At 56.4% G+C, this 19,839-nt stretch carries 14 protein-coding genes; 10 read left to right on the top strand and 4 right to left on the bottom strand.

Going from position 1 to position 19,839, the window contains the following annotated elements; all coding sequences use genetic code 11:
• Window positions 1-21 precede the first annotated feature (21 nt).
• From glmU to KP705_RS05790, 9 genes are all read left to right on the top strand, one after another.
• Complete coding sequence (gene glmU, locus KP705_RS05750; protein ID WP_215764170.1) at window positions 22-1,356, top strand: bifunctional UDP-N-acetylglucosamine diphosphorylase/glucosamine-1-phosphate N-acetyltransferase GlmU; 1,335 nt, start codon at window positions 22-24, stop codon at window positions 1,354-1,356.
• Window positions 1,356-3,182 (top strand): glutamine--fructose-6-phosphate transaminase (isomerizing), encoded by a 1,827-nt coding sequence (gene glmS / locus KP705_RS05755; RefSeq protein WP_046901501.1) that lies wholly within the window; start codon window positions 1,356-1,358, stop codon window positions 3,180-3,182. Before glmU ends, glmS begins: the two co-directional genes overlap by 1 nt.
• 93 nt (window positions 3,183-3,275) lie before the next feature.
• Entirely contained in the window at window positions 3,276-6,263 is a 2,988-nt protein-coding gene (locus KP705_RS05760; protein WP_215764171.1) for an FAD-binding and (Fe-S)-binding domain-containing protein, read from the top strand.
• Window positions 6,260-7,840: a hypothetical protein gene (locus tag KP705_RS05765; protein ID WP_046901499.1), complete on the top strand. Its 1,581-nt coding sequence runs from the start codon at window positions 6,260-6,262 to the stop codon at window positions 7,838-7,840. The genes KP705_RS05760 and KP705_RS05765 overlap by 4 nt, the downstream gene beginning before the upstream one ends.
• Window positions 7,841-7,892: 52 nt before the next feature.
• A complete protein-coding gene (gene thiO / locus KP705_RS05770) occupies window positions 7,893-8,861 on the top strand; it encodes a glycine oxidase ThiO (protein WP_046901498.1) in 969 nt (322 codons plus the stop codon).
• Window positions 8,862-8,902: 41 nt separating this feature from the next.
• Window positions 8,903-9,100 carry a sulfur carrier protein ThiS gene (gene thiS, locus KP705_RS05775; RefSeq protein ID WP_046901497.1) on the top strand — a complete coding sequence of 66 codons (198 nt, stop codon included), beginning with the start codon at window positions 8,903-8,905 and terminating at the stop codon, window positions 9,098-9,100.
• Window position 9,101: 1 nt separating this feature from the next.
• Window positions 9,102-9,887 carry a thiazole synthase gene (locus tag KP705_RS05780; protein ID WP_046901496.1) on the top strand — a complete coding sequence of 262 codons (786 nt, stop codon included), beginning with the start codon at window positions 9,102-9,104 and terminating at the stop codon, window positions 9,885-9,887.
• Complete coding sequence (locus KP705_RS05785) at window positions 9,888-10,493, top strand: thiamine phosphate synthase (RefSeq protein WP_046901495.1); 606 nt, start codon at window positions 9,888-9,890, stop codon at window positions 10,491-10,493.
• Between the two features lie 74 nt (window positions 10,494-10,567).
• Window positions 10,568-13,132 carry a cation:proton antiporter gene (locus KP705_RS05790; protein WP_064273200.1) on the top strand — a complete coding sequence of 855 codons (2,565 nt, stop codon included), beginning with the start codon at window positions 10,568-10,570 and terminating at the stop codon, window positions 13,130-13,132.
• A gap of 16 nt (window positions 13,133-13,148) precedes the next feature.
• On the opposite strand, the gene KP705_RS05795 is transcribed toward KP705_RS05790, so the two are convergent.
• Window positions 13,149-14,528 carry an MFS transporter gene (locus KP705_RS05795; protein WP_308267192.1) on the bottom strand — a complete coding sequence of 460 codons (1,380 nt, stop codon included), beginning with the start codon at window positions 14,526-14,528 and terminating at the stop codon, window positions 13,149-13,151.
• A gap of 515 nt (window positions 14,529-15,043) precedes the next feature.
• Between KP705_RS05795 and KP705_RS05800 the strand changes: the two genes are divergently transcribed.
• Entirely contained in the window at window positions 15,044-16,672 is a 1,629-nt protein-coding gene (locus KP705_RS05800; protein WP_064273197.1) for a hypothetical protein, read from the top strand.
• A 38-nt stretch (window positions 16,673-16,710) separates the two neighbouring features.
• On the opposite strand, the gene KP705_RS05805 is transcribed toward KP705_RS05800, so the two are convergent.
• The 3 genes from KP705_RS05805 to metG are packed head-to-tail and all read right to left on the bottom strand — an operon-like array spanning window position 16,711 to window position 19,819.
• A complete protein-coding gene (locus KP705_RS05805; RefSeq protein WP_046901492.1) occupies window positions 16,711-17,502 on the bottom strand; it encodes an MBL fold metallo-hydrolase in 792 nt (263 codons plus the stop codon).
• Complete coding sequence (locus KP705_RS05810; RefSeq protein ID WP_046901491.1) at window positions 17,499-18,284, bottom strand: TatD family hydrolase; 786 nt, start codon at window positions 18,282-18,284, stop codon at window positions 17,499-17,501. The genes KP705_RS05805 and KP705_RS05810 overlap by 4 nt, the downstream gene beginning before the upstream one ends.
• Window positions 18,281-19,819: a methionine--tRNA ligase gene (gene metG, locus KP705_RS05815; protein WP_215764172.1), complete on the bottom strand. Its 1,539-nt coding sequence runs from the start codon at window positions 19,817-19,819 to the stop codon at window positions 18,281-18,283. Before metG ends, KP705_RS05810 begins: the two co-directional genes overlap by 4 nt.
• Window positions 19,820-19,839 lie beyond the last annotated feature (20 nt).

Raw genomic sequence — 19,839 nt, forward strand, 5'->3', positions numbered from 1 at the left:
TTTGGATACCCGGAACGGAACATGACCAATACCGCACGCCACACCACAGCCATCATCCTTGCAGCGGGCCTCGGCACGCGGATGAAATCACGTCTTCCCAAGGCTTTGCATCGCCTTGGAAACCGCCCGATGATCACACACCTCATCGATACTGCCCGAGAAATTTTTGACGACGTCGTTGTCGTCGTTGGACCCGATATGCCTGAACTGGAAAAAGCCGTTCAGCCATACCGGACAGTCGTTCAGACCGAACGTCTGGGCACCGCACACGCGACCAACACTGCAAAAGACCTGTTCGGAGACGGCGACATCGCAGTTCTCTATGCAGACAACCCGCTCATCACAGCCGATACAATGCGTCGTCTCACGGAAGCCCGACAGGGCGGGGCGAGCCTAGCACTTCTTGGGATGCGCCCGAGCAATCCAGGTCGTTATGGACGCATTGTTGAAGAACAGGGCCGCGTCAGCCGAATTGTAGAATACAAAGACGCAAACGAGCAGGAACGTGAAATCACACTCTGCAATGCAGGCGTCATGTGCGCAGGTGCCGCAGATTTCCGGCGGTGGCTGGCCGCTGTTGGCAACGACAATGCGCAGGGTGAGTATTATCTGACCGATGTTGTCGCAATGGCCGCTTCGGAAGGGCGCGTCCAGTGCGTCGAAGCGCCCGAGACTGAGCTGGCTGGCGTCAATTCACGTGTAGAGCTTGCCCAGGCAGAAGCCACACTTCAGCAGCGTCTGCGCATGTCTGCGATGGAAGGCGGCGTCACACTTGTCTCCCCAGAAACCACATTCCTCAGCACTGACACCTGCCTGGAGCCGGATGTCGTCGTTGAACCAAATGTCTTTTTTGGACCAGGCGTCACGGTTCGCAGCGGTGCCCTGATCCGTGCATTCTCTCATCTGGAAGGCTGCACCGTGGGCGAGGGCGCCATGATCGGCCCCTATGCACGACTAAGACCCGGAACAATCTGCGCTGCCGATACCCACGTCGGTAATTTCGTGGAACTGAAAAATGTCGATCTTGGCCCTGGCGCAAAAGCCAATCACCTGACCTATCTGGGTGACGCCTCCGTCGGTGCACAAACCAATGTCGGAGCAGGGACCGTCACCTGCAATTACGATGGATACCTCAAGCACCGGACGACGATCGGCGCCCGCAATTTTATCGGCTCTGATGCCATTCTGGTGGCCCCCGTCACAATTGGCGATGACGCGTTGATCGCTGCGGGAAGCACCATCACGGAAGACGTTCCGGCCGGAGCACTCGCTTTCGGGCGCGCTCGCCAGACAATCAAGCCAGACCGCGGACTTGAAATCAAACAGACCCTTAAAGCCAAAAAGGAGCAGGGCTGATGTGTGGAATTTGTGGCGTTGTAGGCCATCGTCCAGCCACCCCGATCGTCTTCGAGGCTCTCCGCAGGCTTGAATACCGCGGATATGACTCCGCAGGCATCGCCACGCTTACAGCCGACGGCACGATTGATCGCCGACGCGCTGCTGGCAAACTTGATAATCTTGAGGCTGTTCTAAAGGCTGATCCGCTAACCGGCACCACTGGCATCGGCCATACGCGTTGGGCCACGCATGGCGCACCGACAGAAGCCAATGCCCATCCCCATGCGGCAGGCCGGGTTGCCATCGTGCATAACGGCATCATCGAAAACTTCGCGACATTGAAGGCCGAGCTTGAAAGTGAAGGCCGGATTTTCCTGTCCGACACAGATTCAGAAACAGTCGCCCATCTCGTCGATTTCTACCTTGATCAGGGCAAAGCACCGCGTGATGCCGCTTTCGCGGCCATCAAGCGTCTTGAAGGCGCTTATGCCATTGCCATCATCTTTCAGGGTCATGATGGTCTGCTCATCGGCGCACGCCACGGTGCGCCTCTCGCTGTAGGTTACGGCGACGGCGAGATGTTCCTTGGCTCCGACAGCCTCGCCCTGGCACCTCTGGCAAGCCGCATCACCTATCTGGATGATGGAGACTGGTGCGAACTGACGCCTGGGAATGTCATCATCTTCAACGGGGACGGTCAGGAAGTCAGCCGTCCGATCCAGAACATTGCGTTCATGGCGGGGCAGGTCGGCAAGGATGGCTATCGCCATTACATGGAGAAGGAACTGCACGAGCATCCGGTCGCCATCGGCCAGACGCTCCAGCGGATCACAGACCCAGCTTCCAAAACAATTGCCCTGCCGAAAATGCCTTTCGATCCGGCACAGGTGCCCCGCGTCACGATTACCGCCTGTGGGTCTGCTTTCTATGCGGGCATGGTCGGGCGCTACTGGCTTGAATCACTCGCTCGCGTTCCGGTGGAAATCGATGTGGCGTCTGAAATGCGCTATCGCGATGCACCGCAACCAGACAAGGGCGTGGCACTGCTGATTTCCCAGTCTGGAGAGACGGCAGATACGCTTGGCGTCCTGCGCAGCCTCAAGAAGGCAGGACAGAGCATTGTGTCGGTTCTAAATGTCGAGCATTCAACGATGGGTCGCGAAAGCGATCTCGTCCTGGGCATGGTTGCTGGTCCGGAAATTTCTGTAGCCTCAACCAAGGCTTTTACGGCGCAACTCTCCGTTCTTGCAGCTCTTTCTGTTGATTTTGCACGCGCTCGTGGAACGATCGACAAGGCACGCGAAGAAACCCTGACAGCAAGCCTGCTTGATTTGCCGTCCCGGGCCGCCGAAGTGTTCACACGCGTTGAGGCCATTCAGGAAATGGCGCACATTGTCGCGGAAGCTCGCGATGTTCTGTATCTGGGTCGTGGTATCTGCACACCAATCGCGTTCGAAGGCGCTCTAAAACTCAAAGAAATCAGTTATATCCATGCGGAAGCTTATGCAGCTGGTGAACTGAAGCATGGTCCGATCAGCCTGATCGATAGAACCGTTCCGGTTGTCGCGATTGCTCCATCAACCATCCTGTTCGACAAGACGCTTTCCAATCTTCAGGAAGCCAAGGCTCGCGGCGGCCGTATTCTAGCCTTTACAGATGCCGCCGGCGCCAAGCGTCTGGAAGGTGTTGCGGAGCATGTTGTCATCCTGCCAGACGTCGATGCGTTCGTTGCCCCCATTCTCTATGCTATCCCAGTACAGATCTTAGCGTATGAAGTCGCACTTCTGAAGGGTACGGACGTCGACCAGCCTCGCAATCTGGCGAAATCTGTCACGGTGGAATAAGGACATTTTCTTTCCGTAAGGAAGGCTTTCCAAGACGCTTCATTTCGTCGAGGATAGTCTTCCAACACGCTATACGACCGGGGAGAAACGAACATGGGTGGCGATGCAGATCTGACAGGTGTGGCCGGACGGTCCGGCCTCTATCTTGCCGCATCTGAATTGCACATCCGCGATGTTTTCCTCGCCAGACTGGCTGCCGAAGGCTTTGAGGGTGATGTCACACCTCAGGTGTCTGCCCGATTAGTCGGAGCGACAGACAACAGCATTTACCAGCGCCTTCCACTGGCCGTCATCTACCCCCGAACAGCTGAAGACCTGAACCGTGCCGTGCGTGCGGCAGAAGACGGCTCTCTCACACTCGCCATGCGTGGAGGCGGCACAGGAACCAACGGTCAATCCCTGACTGCAGGGATTGTCGTTGATGTGGCCCGATATCTGGATCGCATTCTGGATTTTGACCCTGACACTGGGCACGTAACCGTCGAACCCGGCGTTGTTCTGGCCAGACTTAATGCCTTTCTCAAGCCCCATGGTTATTTTTTCCCGCCTACAGTTTCAACTGCGACCCGTGCCACGATCGGCGGAATGATTGCGACCGACGCTTCAGGCAAGGGCTCTCGCATTTACGGCCGCACATCCGACTACATTGAGACCATGGATGTGGTGCTGTCGGATGGCAGTAATCTCTCTGTTGAAAAACTGACCAGCGACGCTCTTGAGCACAAGAAGACCGGTAGCGATCTCTCTGCGCGGGTCTATCGCGAAGTGTACCGCGTAGTGACCGAGCAGGCGAACGAAATCCGCCGGGTTTTCCCAGACATGAACCGAGGACTGACGGGTTATAACCTCGAAAACGTTCTTCTTGAGAACGGCCAGTTCAGTCTGGCTCGCCTGCTGGCGGGTTCAGAGGGAACACTGGCCCTAACGAAGCGTGTTGTGCTGCGTGTTCGGAAGCTTCCGAAATATCGTCAGCTTCTCGTCGTGCGCTACGCCAGTTTCGACAGCACCCTTCGAGACGTCCAGACCATTCTTCCTGCCAATCCTTCGGCAGTAGAAGTGCTGGATGACCGTGTGCTGGAGAAAGCGTCACAGGATATTGTCTGGCAATCCCTGGAAAGCGTTCTTGGTGCCCGTTCTGAGCAACCCGTGCGGGGGATGAGTTTTGTTGAGTTCGTTGGAGATGACGAAGACCATCTCCATCAACAGATGCAGGAAGCCGTCACCCTTCTTGAAAGCTCCCCTTACGAAGTTATTGATTATAAACCCGTTTCTGATCAGTCGATCATCAACCAGCTCTGGACTCTGCGTGAAAAATCCGTAGGGCTTCTCGGCCGTCCGGATGGCCGCAAACAGGGCGTGGCTTTTGTCGAAGACACAGCCGTTCCACCGGAAGCCCTAGCTGATTATGTGTCTGAGTTCCGGGCCATTCTCGACGGATATGGATTGTCTTACGGCATGTTTGGGCATGCCGATGTTGGCTGCCTGCATGTCCGTCCTTTTCTGGATATGCTGTCCGAACATGATCGAGCCCTGATCCGCCCGATCTCCGATGCCGTGGCCAACCTGACCAAACGCCATGGTGGGTTGTTGTGGGGGGAGCATGGGAGGGGTTACCGCGGAGAATTTTCACCTCTTTTCTTTGGGGAGACACTCTTCGCAGAGCTCTGCCGCATTAAAGAAGTCTTTGATCCCAAAGATATTTTTAATCGCGGAAAGCTTGCGCCCGTTGGCGTCAAGTATCCAGTAGAACGGATAGACGGCATTCCGTTCAAAGGTCAGTTTGACGAGCAGATTTCCTCAGATCTGCGAGATGACTTCAGCCTCTCCGTGAGCTGCAATGGAAATGGGGCCTGCTATAATCGCGAACCTGACATGGCCATGTGCCCGTCTTACAAGGCTACCAAGGACAGGCTTCAATCACCTAAGGGCCGAGCGACCTTGCTGCGAAGCTGGGCGCGACTGAATTCGCTCCCAGATACCGCCGCTGACAAAAGTGCGCTTCCCGAGATGACAGCCGAGCTCAAAGCCAGTCTGGACACATGCCTGTCCTGTAAGGCCTGTGCCACGCAATGTCCGATCCGGGTGGACATTCCATCCATGCGGTCAAAGTTTCTGGACCTCTACTTCCTCAAGCATCGCCGCCCGGTAAGGGACTATCTCGTGTATTGGCTCGAGCCTCTCCTGAAAGTCGGTCGACAGATGCCGACGCTCGCCAATATTCTGATGCAGAACCCGATCTCGACTGTGTTTCTCAAGCAGCTGGGGCTTGTCGATCTTCCGAAGATCAGCCCCGCGAGACTGCCCAAAATCACGCAGGTCAGCACCGAATGGCTTGAACAAGCAGGAAACAATGACCGGTCCGTTGTTCTGATCCAAGACTCGTTTACGGGAAGCTTCGATGGTGGTGTCATCGAAAGCGCATATACGCTTCTCAAATCTCTTGGGATGGACCCGCGCGTCACGTCCGTTTGGGATAATGGCAAGGCCAGGCATGTACGAGGATTTCGTAAAGGCTTCTCAGCCACTGCTCGCAAGACCCTGAAGCAGCTCAAGAATATCGCTCGTCACGGCGTACCCGTTATTTCTCTGGATGCCGCTACAGGTCTGATGTTTGAACAGGAATATCGGGATGTCGCAGGGTCGGAAGCCATCCCAACCGTACTTCCACTGGAAGCCTTCCTGAAACGCCAGATCACCAAGGGCATCATACCTTCAAATGCGGTAAAACCTGACACAGCAGCATTGACCATCATCTCACATTGCACAGAGCAGGCTGTACGTCCGGGAAGTGCTGAGGACTGGAGCACCGTTCTGCAACACCTCGGCGTTCAGGCACATGCGGGCAAAGCTGGTTGCTGCGGGATGGCTGGCCTGTTCGGCCATGAGAAGGAACACGCCGATCTGTCCGCCAGCATTTTTGCCCAGAACTGGGCCAGCAAGGCGGAAGGCAATATTCTGGCAACCGGTTTCTCCTGTCGTTGCCAGGCAAAGCGTCTTGCGGGACGGCGGCCTGCTCATCCAGTCGAAATACTTGCATCTCACTTTCGGATAAAAAATGAGAAAGTCTTCTCAACTCAATGATATCAAAAATATTTCTTGGAAATTTTTCTTTTAGAAGCGGCTATTTTATTGCCTCGGTCATAGGGCTAACGCTTTATCTCGTTCTAGCGGTTTACGTCTGTTCGCTGTGGCCCAAGACATCGGATCAGGCGTCCTATTTCCTTGCCGGACTGGATGTACTGCATGGAAACTGGCGCCTGCATGACTGGGTTCTGACCCCGCCGGATTTCTGGACGTCCGATATCCCTCTCAGCGCCCTCCTGAGTGGACTATGGCACCTGTTAGGCAGACCGGCAGGCAGCCCATTTCTTCTGATGGTGCAACCCGCAATCCTATGGGTCGGCGTTGTCGCGTCAGCTTTCTCGGTGGTTTTTCTGCGCTTGCGAGGCATTGAGGAACGCCTCGGCGCAGCGACCCTCCTTCTGCCAGTGCTTGCCTTTCCCCTGATGCGCTCTCCGATGGCGTATTTCATCACGCTGTCTGCGATCCATATGGGCGCGCTGATTTACGGTCTTTGGGCACTTCACTGGGCTGACCGGTTTCTCTCATCGGGCTCCTACCGGTCACTGGCGGCCGTCGCAGTGATACTGTGCCTCGGGGTGATTGGAGACCCGTTACTCGCAGTGACAGGAGCGGGGGCGATCATCGCCTACGCTTTTCTGGCTCAGCACTTTGCTCTTCGCCAACGTGGGCTTTTGATCCTCGCATCCATGGCAGGCACCGTGTTGGCCAAAGCCATTCTGCACATCAATGCCGTGACCGGCGGCTTTGTCACGGAGCCGTTGGAAACCCGCTTTGCGCCGTGGGAACAACTGGGCAGCAACTTCGGGACATCCGTTCGCTCCATTCTTCTTCTCTATGGAGCAGAACCCTCTGGGCAGGCCGTAGCATCCACGATACCGGAATGCCTCCGGCTTCTTCTCGTTGCCCTTGCTCTTGCTGCAGCTTTCAAGATTGCCCGATCAGGATGGCAGAGCCAGCGCCAGATTGCCGCATTCCCCATGATGCTGCTTCTGTCCGCAGCCCTGAATTTCGTGGCGCTCTCTCTCAGCAACCGCATCGCTCTGGATGGGAGCCCCATTGCTGTCGCGCGGTATCTTTTTCCGCTTTGGATTGATCTGGCCTGCCTCACAGCGCTTGTCTGGCCGAAGAAAGGCGTAACCGTGAGTCTGGCAGCCATGATCTTGGTCGTTACCCTCATTACAGATTACCGGAACCTCCCAGCGCATTCGACTGGCCTTCTAAGTTCCGATGATAACCAGCTTCTCAGCCGACTTGAGCGCGATCTCCCTCCGGATGGTGTGGGTTCCTGGTGGAGTTCCGGCAATCTGGAAGTGGCCTCTCTCGGAAAAATACACATTTACCCCGGGATGAAGCAGGGAGACGGCACGGTTGCGCCGTTCGTGCACATTCGCAAGAAAATGGATTGGCATAGCTTTAATGGAAAAGCCTTTTTCGTCCTGATCCCACACCCGGAAGAAACCTTCGGGGAAGCTGAGGCGCTGCGAACATTTGGCACTCCGGCCAAACGTCTGACGGAAGGGCGCTATACGATCTTTCTGTACCCTGCCGATCATCTCCCCGTGCGCGCCTCCTGACCAAACAGTCAAGCCATGTTAAACACGTCCCGCTTTTACGAGGAGGACATGGATGACTGGACCTCGCATTCTGGTTCGAGGGGCTGGCGTAGCCGGAATGGTCACTGCTGTGGCTTTGGCGGAACACGGCGCGCACGTCACAGTTCATGACATCGGCGGCCGCGTTGGCGCTGGTGCCTCGTGGTTTGCGGGCGGCATGCTGGCACCCTGGTGTGAAGCAGAATCAGCACCAGACGAGGTCACTCAGGACAGTTTAACGTCGCTCGATTGGTGGAAATCCCACGTTCCAGACGTTGTGCAGGCGGGCAGTCTTGTCGTCGCGCCACCTCGCGATACACCAGAGTTAAACCGCTTTGGACGCCGCACCAGTCACTTCGAAATCCTCAACGCCTCCCAGATTGATACGCTGGAGCCAGATCTGGCAGGCCGCTTCGATAAGGCGTTGTTCTTTGCGGAAGAAGGGCATGTCGATCCTCGCAAGGCCCTGCTGGCTCTTGCTCAACGCCTCAAGCAACAAGGTGGCCAAGTCCTGACAGTTCAGGCGATTAACGATGATGAATTCGACTGGGTTGTGGACTGTACGGGCGTAGCGGCACGGACCATGCAAAATGACCTTCGAGGCATGCGCGGGGAGATGGTTTTGCTGCGCTGCCCGGAAATCAGCCTTCACCGACCTGTCCGCATGCTGCATCCGCGCATTCCGGTCTATATTGTACCGAGGGCAGACAGCGTCTTCATGGTCGGGGCCACTATGGTCGAGAGTGATGATACGCGCGGCATTACGGTGCGTGCCGTGACCGAACTGCTCAATGCGGCCTATACGCTGCATCCTGCTTTCGCGGAAGCCGAACTTCTGGAGGCTAATGCTGGCCTCAGACCCGCCTATCCTGACAATGTTCCACGGGTGAGGCAGAACGGGAAGAGCATCTCCCTCAATGGCATGTATCGTCACGGTTTCCTGCTTTCGCCAGCGCGTGCACAAGAAGTCTGTGACATCATTTTCGGAACGGATCGGGCCTGAGACCCTTTCTTCCTCTTATACCCCTGGATGGGAGAGACATCATGCAGATCACCGTGAATGACGAACTCCATGAAGTTCATGCGCGAACACTTGGCGCGGTCCTTGATGAACTGGGCTACGGCAAGGCGCGTGTCGCGACGGCCCTGAACGGTTTTTTCATTCCAGCCACCCAGCGGAGTGCACAAACAGTGGAAGAGGGCGCCGTGCTCGAAATTCTTGCCCCCATGCAGGGAGGCTGACATGCAGTTCTACGGCACTGAACTCTCTTCAAGACTGATGCTGGGCACAGCCCAATATGACAGCCCCGCTATTCTCGCAGACGCGGTAAAAGCTGCTCAGGCTGGTGTTGTAACCGTGTCTTTGCGTCGCGAAGCTGCGGGCGCTCAGGCAGGACAGGCATTCTGGTCTTTGATCCAGAGCCTGAACGTCCCCATTCTCCCTAACACCGCAGGCTGTCATGGGGTGCGGGAAGCGGTCACTACCGCACAGATGGCCCGGGACGTTTTCGGAACGGACTGGATCAAGCTGGAAGTGATTGGCCAGGGAGACCTGCTTCAGCCCGATGTCTTTGGGCTGGTCGAGGCCACACGCATCCTGACGGAAGATGGCTTCAAGGTCTTTCCATACACAACGGAAGATCTGGTTGTGGCAGAACGGTTGCTCCGTGCGGGTGCTGAGGTGCTGATGCCATGGGGCGCACCAATTGGTTCGGGCAGGGGGTTGAACAATCTCTTCGGCCTCCGCGCATTGCGCAGCCATTTCCCGGACATCCCCATGGTCGTGGATGCCGGCATTGGAAAGCCCTCTCATGCCACGGCAGCTTTTGAGCTCGGATACGATGCCGTTCTGATCAACACGGCCGTCGCCAAAGCAGGAAACCCGGCCCAGATGGCCACCGCGTTTCGTCTGGCGTGCGAAGCCGGGCTTGCCGGATTTGCTGCAGACCCTATGGAAGAACGCGATATGGCGGTGCCCTCGACCCCGACCCTCGGTCTGGCCCGCAGCCTCGGTGGAGAAATGCTGTAAATGTCCCGTCTGCCTTCGAAAATCTATCCCGTTGTTGATCATCCTCGTTGGGTCGAACGCCTCGGCGGAGCAGGCGCGCGTTTCATTCAGTTGCGCCTCAAGGACATGCCGTCGGAAGAAATCCGGGCACAGGCTGAAACTGCCCAGGAACTGGCCGCCCGCCATAATGTCGCCCTTGTGCTGAACGATTATTGGGAGCTGGCAATCGAACTTGGCTATGAGTGGCTGCATCTGGGGCAGGAAGATCTTGAGACCGCAGACCTTGAGGCCATCCGCCAGACGGGTATTCGCCTCGGCATCTCGACCCATAGCCATGAAGAACTGCAGCGTGCTTTGGCCTGCAAGCCCGATTACGTTGCACTCGGTCCGATCTGGGAAACGAAACTGAAGAAAATGGCGTTTGGTCCGCAAGGTGTTGAGCGCTTGACCGAGTGGCGTGAACTCAGCGGCGATGTCCCTCTGGTTGCCATTGGTGGCATCACGCTTGATCGGCTGCCGTCCTGCCTGAAGGCAGGGGCAGACAGCGTTGCCGCCGTAAGCGATTTCATTCGCGCCGAAGACCCGGAAAGCCAGGTCAGACAGTGGCTTGCCGCCGCTGACACATAATTTGCAAGACAGAGCTATCGTGGGGCGGCAACCGTCTCTAGGATGGTTTTCGAACCAAGGGAGTACGGAATACAATGATGGTGACAGGCCTTGCAGCCGTTCTTCTCGCGATTGCGTTCCTGCTCACGCTCGTCAGCATCATTCAGCCTCTGGCCAAACGGCTTGAGATTTCCGAAACGGTTCTGCTGGCCCTTGCTGGCATCGTTCTGGGTGGCGCTGCGTCTCTTGTTGTTCGTTCCTCCGCAACGGACCTGCTGGATGGCGCCGCCGAAGCCCTGATCTATTTCCCGATCAACAGTGAGGCCTTCCTGTTGATCTTCCTGCCCATTCTGGTGTTCCAGGGTGCCATGGGAATTGATGTTCGTCGTCTGGCCCATGAAACGGCGACAGTGCTTCTGCTGGCGGTTGTGGCGGTTGTGGTTTCCACAGCCACCATTGGTCTGGCGCTTTACCCCTTCGCCAATCAAAGCCTGGTGGTCTGCCTTCTCCTCGGGTCCATTGTCGCCACGACTGATCCATCAGCCGTGGCAGGAATTTTCCGGGAGATCGGCGCGGCATCACGTTTGACGCGCCTTGTTGAAGGTGAGGCGCTCCTGAACGATGCTGCCGCGATTGCGATTTTCGCAATTCTGCTGGCCTCCGTCACCTCCCACCGGCACATCCATCTCGGTGAGGCGGTCGTTGATTTTGCGTCCGCTTTTGGTGGCGCCATTGTTGTCGGCGTCTGTCTTGGCCGCTTGACCCTGCTGCTTATTGCGGGCCTGGGCGGCGCACCGGCAGCAGAAATCACCCTGACGCTCGCTCTGCCATACACGGTCTATATTCTCTGTGACGAAATGCTCGGCTTCTCCGGCGTTGTCGCCACGGCAGCAGCCGGCCTGACAGTCTCAGCTTACGGACCTTCCACCTTCCGTCCGCAAGTCTGGCGCTTTCTGAACGAGCTATGGCAGCAGCTCGTTTTCTGGGCAGGCTCTCTGGTATTCCTGCTTGCCTCCATGCTGGTTCCACGCCTCCTGATTGGCATGACCAAATGGGACTGTGTGCTCATCCTGATCGCAAGCGTAGCAGGCTTGGTCGCGCGCGGTGCCGTTGTGTTCGGTATGCTGCCGATCCTTGCGTTCACGAAGCTTTCGCCTCCTGTCCCAACGCCTTTCAAGGCTACCATGGTCTGGGGCGGACTTCGTGGCGCCATTACTCTGGCGCTCGCGCTGGCCGTGACCGAAAATCAGAGCGTCTCAAGCCCCGTGGCGCATTTCATCGGTATCATCGCGACAGGCTTCGTGCTGATTACCCTACTGGTTAACGGGACGACCCTGCGTTCACTCGTCCTGTTCCTGAAGCTTGATCAACTGTCACCAATCGATCAGGCAATCCGCCAGCAGATCCTCGGGATCGGCCTTGGTGAAGTCGCGGAACGGACGCGCGTGATGTCTGATGAGCTGGGCTTTAGCGAACAGACGCGCATTGGTGTCATCAGCCGGATCGAGAAGCGCGCTGAAAAGGAGAGGGCGGCCAATAACTTTGAATCTGCCCTGAGTGACCGCGCTCGCGTCAATATCGCGCTCATCACGATTGCCAATCAGGAACGCTCTCTTCTGCTGGACCTGTTTCGCATTCAGGGACTGTCGCGTCGTGTCATGGAAACGCTTCTGCGGACGGCTGAAGCCATGGCCGATGGCGCTCGTCTCGAAGGACGCTATGGCTATGTCCGCGCCCTAAAGCGCCGACTACAGCCGCCGGTGAGGTTCCGGGTTGCCCAAGAACTGCACAGCCGCTTCCATTTCGACGAACCTCTGATGTACGCGATGATGGAACGCTTCGAGATGCTGATCATCGCGCATCTCGTGTCACTGTCGTTACAGCGCTTTGTGAGGCAGCGCATGGAGCCAACCCTCGGCCCGCGTATTACGGAAATCGTGTCCGAGGTTCTGGGTCGTCAGCGCAAGCTTCTGGACGATGCTCTGGAGACACTCCGCCTGCATTATTCCGGTTACTCGGAAGCTCTCGAAAGCCGTATTCTTCGTCAGATCGCGCTCCGCCTGGAAGACGAAGAATATGATGCTCTTCAGGCTGACAATCTCATTTCCGAGGAGCTGCATCGGGAACTACACCGGGATATTGAACGCCGGAGCGCCCGGCTTGAAGCTCCTCTGCGCTTTAATCTCAAGAGCGGCATTGAACAGCGGCTGCGAGCTTTTCCTGCCTTCAATGGCGTACCCGACAGCGTTCTTCACACCCTTTCCCGCAAAGTTGCCATGCGATTTGTTTCTCCGGGAGAAGTTCTTTTCAAGCGCGGTCAGAAGGCAAGGATTGTCTACGCACAGGTCGCAGGCCTTGCCGAAGTTCATCTTCCTGAGCGTGAAATCCTGTTTGGCAGCGGAGACCTGATCGGCGCTGCCTCCGTGATCCGTGGAGAGCGGCTACCAGGCACGGTCCGTTCACTTCAGTTCAGCCATCTTCTGGCAATTCCCAAGCCGGTATTCGAGAAGCTGATCACCGATTATCCAATTGTCCAACGCCTCATCATCGCCCGCAGCAACAAGCGCGCAGACGGCCTGCTGGACCCGTACGTGGTCAAAACGGCAGAAGGTGTCAGGCTTGCCCCGGCCCAGGGACTCAAGGGAATAGCATCTTCCTGAGCCCCTAGACCCGACATTAGATAACCTTCTTTTGTGGGGCCAAAAGGTCCCGCCAAAAGAAAGCACATCCCATCAGAATAAATGCGGCCAGAAGGCAGGCCCCACTATGAATGAGCCAGAAGGGAACATCCCCGACATGGCCAATCAGGGTTGAAAGCTTTCCGATCATCAGGTTCGCCAGAAAGAGATGCAGGGTGAAGCAGGCGACAAGGATAGTATTAAGGCTCGCAGGAGCAGCACGAGAATATAACGCCATACCGATCGCGTAGCTCATGCTGAAGCCGATATCGTTGATCGTATGAAAAGCAATGCCCCATAACAGACTGACCTGGTGTGGCGCAGGGTACAGCCATGATGCCAGGGCAAGGATGAGCGGGGCACAAGATGCGACGAACGCCCCAATTGCAACCTTTGTAATTTCCGCGGGATCGGGACGTCGGCGATTGTACAGCTTCCAGAAACCAAGAACAGAAATCGTACAAACAGTACTGACCAGACCATCCAGCGACACAAGACTGCTGACCGGAAACGGGTGCCCCAGAAGTGTCAGTTGGTAATGCTCACGACCCCATAACAAATAACCATCGAAAATTTCAGAATTTGGCAGGGCACTCAGAGCCAGAACTGGCAAAAGCGCCAAAAGCAGAACTGTTGTTTTCTTTTCCGCAGGGGTCAAAGATGGGCGAGGGGCGATTGCTTTGGAATTGCCGTCCTCCGGTAACCAGCGCCTGCCCAGCATATAGACGAAAAGCCCCGTCAGCATCCCTAGACTGGCTGCCAGAAAGCCCCAGTGCCAGACCTTGATGGCAAGATAAGCGCATAGGGCAGGAGCTGCGATGACCGCAGCCTGAACACCCAACGAATAGATCTGATAGGCCTCTGAGCGTCGTGGATCGTCCAGTACATAAAGAGCGCCAACCTGCGCGCGTAGACCACCAGCCGCTCCAAGCCCTAACAAAAGCGTGGTGATGGCGATGACAAAACTCCAGTCAAAAGACATGAGAACATGCCCGACCGTCATAAGGATCGCACCGAGGAGAATTGTCCGGGTTCGACCGAGAAACCGGTCAGCGACGATACCGCCGAGAAGAGGGGTTGCGTAAATCAGCGCCAGAAAAAGGCCGGTAATCGCACCTGCCGTAGCCTGTGTCCCGACTGGTGCGTAAAGCGCGCCAAGGAAAGACTTTAACGCGCTCATACCCAGCACATGGTCCACATGCCCGGGTTGGAGCAGGTAGTCCGCCAGATAGAGCACCAGAATGGCCTGCATGCCGTAAAGCGAGAATGCTACGCAGCCTTCAGTCAGCACCAGGACCCAAAGCCCTCTGGGATGCCCAAACAAATCCCTGGAAGACGGCACTTTCACGGCATCGACCACAGGGTCGTTCGGAATCACTTCGGTCAAAGCAGTCTCACAGCCTGAAGAGAGGAGAGACCATGGGTAAAGGCCAATCAGACCATGGGTAAAGAGGCTCAAAAATTTATGGCAAAATGCCATCAACAATTTGCGATCAGCTGCCATGGCATTTTGCCACTAAACGAAAATTCTCACTCGACGACATGTCAAAAAGCCACAAACATCAGGCAGAGTGGCAAAATGCCATTAATCACTTAACTCAATGCAAAGAACGCCAAAACAGGCCAAAACCGTGGAGAATAAGCAGATTTTAGTCTCCGATGCTGGGTCTGCAAATGCGGAAGAGGCTCCATATTTTGCTTCACACACATGTCGTATAATATATATTATGCCAACTTATATATCAAAAACAGCCGGAAAACTCACATATCCGTGATACACGATGACTTGTTGCGAAGAATGTCATTTTTGGCGCTAACGTGAAACGAAGTTCAATTCTTCTGGTGAACGAACCCATTGTCGTGAACCGGATCCTCCGCTGGAGCGGTTGTTGCATGCCACGCCTTTCATTGCGCCAGATTGCTTTTCTGAGCTGCGTTTTTTCTGTTGGGTCTCTCACGGTTCTTCCTGCAACCGCACACGCCGACGATTACACCGAACTTCTGGATATCCTCCGGGCCAAAGGCAGTCTGACACACGGAGAATATAACAGCCTTCTGGCACACCATCTGCGACACACCCGATCCGAGGCATCCTCGAACCAGGATGGCACCTCAAGCCCTCCGACAAAACGCAACCGGTACCGCCGCTACAATCCAACTCAATATGATGGCAGCCTTGAGCCCCCCGACGTCACAACCATCGCTGCTGCTCAGGCTGCACGCCGTGCAGCCAGTGAAGCTGCGGCTGATGCACGTGACACACGTTCCATGCTCCGCCAGGCGCGCGCGAGCTACGATCCAGACAGTGTTGTGCGCGTCAAACCTTATGTCGCAGGCAAAGGCGTAACCGTTCAGGCCGGCCAGATCGAGATCAATCTCTCAGGCTTCGTCAACGGATTTTACACGTATAACAGCCCTGGTGGCGGCAAGCCCGTCGCCGGTGGCGTCTCCACCGGCTCCAGTGGATTTGATTCCTCATCCGTCAGAAACGGCCTGCTTCCCGGTGGCCTCATCCTGAAGCTGAATACGGTTCAGGATGGCATCAAGCTTGGCGCCGTCTTCGGAATGTATCCGGGACTGAACAACGCAGATGTCGGCGCGTTCAACGCCAACTCCGGTGGCAGCCCCGTGGGCCTCGGAACAGCGGGCGTTGATTTCCGTCAGGTGTACATGACAGCTGGCACCGACAGACTTGGTACGATCAAGATCGGTCGTGACATTGCCCTGTTCGCATCTGATGCCATTCTGAATGATGCAACACTGCTGAGTGTCGGCAGCACGGGCAGCAATGCCAACCCGGCCAATACGTCTCTGGGCCGCATCGGTGTAGGTTACGTCTACACGGACTGGCTCCCACAGATCACCTATATTTCCCCCAAATGGCATGGTCTTCAGGGATCTGTCGGCATCATGACGCCTCTGGATCCATTCAACTATGCTGGCGGTGGACTGTCTGCGACAAGCACGCAGCACAGCTCGCCAATGGTTCAGGGTAAAGTTACCTACGACGCAAAAATTGCAGGTTTCACCACACGCCTCTGGGCCAGCTTCCTGACCCAGCACGTCCAGAACCTGACAAGCTCAACCCTGGGTACAGACAGCCGCAAAGGCGCGACCGTCGCTGCGGGCGATGTTGGCGTCAAGCTCTCCCGGGGACCGTTTGAAGGCGTGGCTTATTACTATTACGGTAATGGTTTGGGCACGACCGGCCTGCTGTTTGACGGCATTTCCCAGTCCGGCCGCAAGCGAAACTCGGAAGGCTACTACGTTCAGGCCTCCTACAAGATTCTGCCACGCCTGAAGCTGGTTGGCAGCTATGGTGTCAGCAATCTTTATCAGGCTGCAGGCGAAGACAATCCATCGCTGGTCCGTCGCAATCAGTCCGAAGTCGGGGCACTTTATTACACACTGACAGACTGGATGTTCCTTGTGGGTGAATATGCCCATACGGAATCCGATGCTCATGGCCCGAACCATGAGAGCGATCACACCATGTCAGCGGGCGCGATGATCACCTTCTGAGCCCGGAAAAACCGGGCAGACCACCCTGCCCGGTTTTTTCAGAACGTCAGAACCATTCCGTCATAAGCCGGACGCACATCCGGCGGCAGTGTCTGGCATAGAATGTCGTAATCCATATCCGTGCCCATATGAGTCAGGATTGTCCGCCCTGCCCTGATTTTCGTGCGCCATTCCAGTACACGTTCCAGCCAGGCATGAGCTGGATGCGGTTCATATTGGAAGCAATCCACAACCCACGTATCCACGCCATCCAGAAGCGTCAGAGCGTCTTCGGACAATGTTTCCACATCCGTGGAATAGGCAAATTTTCCAAACCGCAGCCCCAGAGACGTGATCCGCCCATGTCGCTGCTCGAAAATACGCCCTTCCAGACCGGGAAAATCGACGTCTTCGCCAGCCGTAACAACCTGCTCATTGAAAACTGGACGATAAAAATCCGGGCCTTTCCAAGGCGCAAACGCATAGGCAAACCGCTGCCGAAGCTCTTCCAAAGTGCTTTGCGCGGCCAAAAGCGGAAGTGGTTTATCAATCACACGGTTGATGGCCCGCAGATCATCAAGTCCTGCGATATGGTCACTATGCGGGTGCGTGTAGAGCACTGCATCAATGTGGCTCAGGCCACAATTCAGCATTTGAGAGCGGAAGTCCGGCCCGGAATCAACCAGAAGCCGAAACCCGCCCTCACCTTCAACAACAATCGAAGAACGCGTACGCCTGTTCTTGGGGTTCTGCGGATTGCAGTGCCCCCAGATCCCCGTTTGTGAGCCGTTCTGACCGCCCAGCATTGGCACGCCAGCAGAACCTCCACATCCAAGGATTGTGACTTTCACAGGCGTGTCCTTGCAAAAAGGCGATGTACGTTTTCGGTAGTGATATCCGCGATTTTTTCAGCGGAAATCCCCCGCTCCTGCGCCAGTCGCGCAGCTGTGTGGGCCACATATCCCGGCGTATTCGGCTTACCGCGCTTTGGAACGGGCGCAAGAAACGGACTGTCTGTTTCAACCAGCAGCCGATCCTCAGGAACGATCCGCGCAACGTCCCGGATTTCCTCACATTTCGGAAACGTCAGAAGCCCGGAGAAGCTGATATAGCCCCCGAGTTCGAGCGCAGCCTCAGCGAGCTTGGGCCCCGAGGCAAAGCAGTGAATCAGAAAAGGAAACGCGCCCTTCCCGCTCTCTTCGCGCAAAATGGCGATCGTATCGTCGTCTGCCTGTCGCGTATGAATGACGACCGGCAAACCTGTCTCACGAGCCGCCGCAATATGCGTGCGAAATGCAGCGTGCTGCGCCGGTTTCGCCTCATCTCCACTGTGGAAATAATCCAGCCCGGATTCACCAATAGCCACCACGCAGGATGGCTCAGCTTTCTGAACCAGCTCTTCCACAGAAGGAAGACGCTCTTCACCCACATGATCCGGATGCGTGCCGATGGCACACCAGACGCGAAGGTCTGGCGCGTCAAAGCGCGTCAGACCAATCTGGGTCTCTGCCTGTGAAAAGCGCGTCCCGATCGTAATCATGCCAGCCAGACCAGCCTCACGCGCAACATCAAGTGCAGCGGGGACATCGTCCAGACGATCAAGATGGCAATGACTGTCGATCAGTCCCGTCATTCTGCGTCCTCGACGACGAAGCGCGGGAACAGCCCTTCCGGCTTCGGCAAGGTGCGACCACCTGGAAGCGGCGTTTCAAGAGCGGCGAATGTGCGCTCGTTCTCTTCCACACCAAGTTGGGTCAGCATCTTGTCCATCGTGTTGGGCATATATGGCTGAAGCATCGTCGCAATCGCACGGATCACATCCAGCAACACACGCAGAACATGCGCCATCCGCTCTGGATCAGTCTTCTTCAGCGCCCAGGGAGCCTGACGGTCAATGTACGAATTGGCCGCACGGATGATCTTCCAGACTTCCTCAAGCGCATCCGTAATGGCTTTGCGCTCGATCTGCTCGCTCATCAGAGACGGCAAAAGCTGCGCCGTGGCCAGAATGGCCAGATCGTCTTCCGTTTGTGGCCCGCGTTCCGGGACAACGCCACCAAGATTGCGCGCCACGAGGCTCAGCGTCCGCTGGCACAGATTGCCGAGATCGTTCGCAAGTTCGACGTTTGTGCGCGTAATCATCGAACGACGGCTGAAGTTTGAATCACCACCAAACGGCACTTCTCGCATCAGGAAGAACCGCAGTGCATCCAGACCAAACTCATCAGCCAGCGCCTTCGGGTCCAGAACGTTGCCGAGAGACTTGCTCATCTTCTCGCCTTCGACCGTCCACCAGCCATGGGCGAAGACGCTTTTCGGCAGCTCAATGCCCGCAGCCATCAGGAACGCGGGCCAGTACACGCAATGGAAGCGGGCGATTTCCTTGCCAACAATATGCAGGTCAGCCGGCCAGAACTTCGCACGCGGATCATTCAGATCCGGGTAGCCCACAGCCGTCAGATAGTTGGCGAGCGCATCGAACCAGACATACATGACGTGATCCGGATCGTTCGGAACCGGAATGCCCCATTTGAAACTGGTGCGACTGACGGAAAGATCCCTCAGCCCCTGCTTCACGAAGCTCTCGATTTCCCGACGCGGTCCATGCGGACCAATAAACTCGGGATTGGCTTCATACAGCTTCAGCAGACGGTCCTGAAACTCGGACAGTTTGAAGAAGTAGGACGGCTCCTTGACGCGCTCTACCGGCGCACCGGATGGCGCAACCATCGTGCCATCTGGCTTCTTGACCAGCTCATCTTCACCAATGAACGCTTCATCGCGTGTGGAGTACCAGCCTTCATACGCGCCGAGATAGATGTGACCATTGGCCGCAACTTTTTCCCACAGCGCACTTGCAGCAACCTTGTGGCGCTCATCCGTCGTGCGGATGAACTCATCCGTGGAGATCGCCATGTCCTGCTGCATCTGGCGGAAAGACGCAGAAATCTTGTCGGCATAGGCCTGCGTTTCCATGCCCTGAGCGGTCGCGGTCTGCTCGACCTTCTGGCCGTGCTCATCCGTGCCGCTGACGAACAGAACGTCTTCACCATTCAGGCGATGAAACCGGGCCAGAACGTCCGCCGCGATGGACGTATAGGCATGCCCGATATGCGGAGCGCCGTTCACGTAGAAAATCGGAGTTGTAATGGTGAAGCGCCGCGTCATGTCCACTCGTCTTGTCATGC

It is taken from the genome of Gluconobacter sp. P1D12_c, from assembly GCF_018812105.1.
Lineage (GTDB): Bacteria > Pseudomonadota > Alphaproteobacteria > Acetobacterales > Acetobacteraceae > Gluconobacter > Gluconobacter oxydans_A.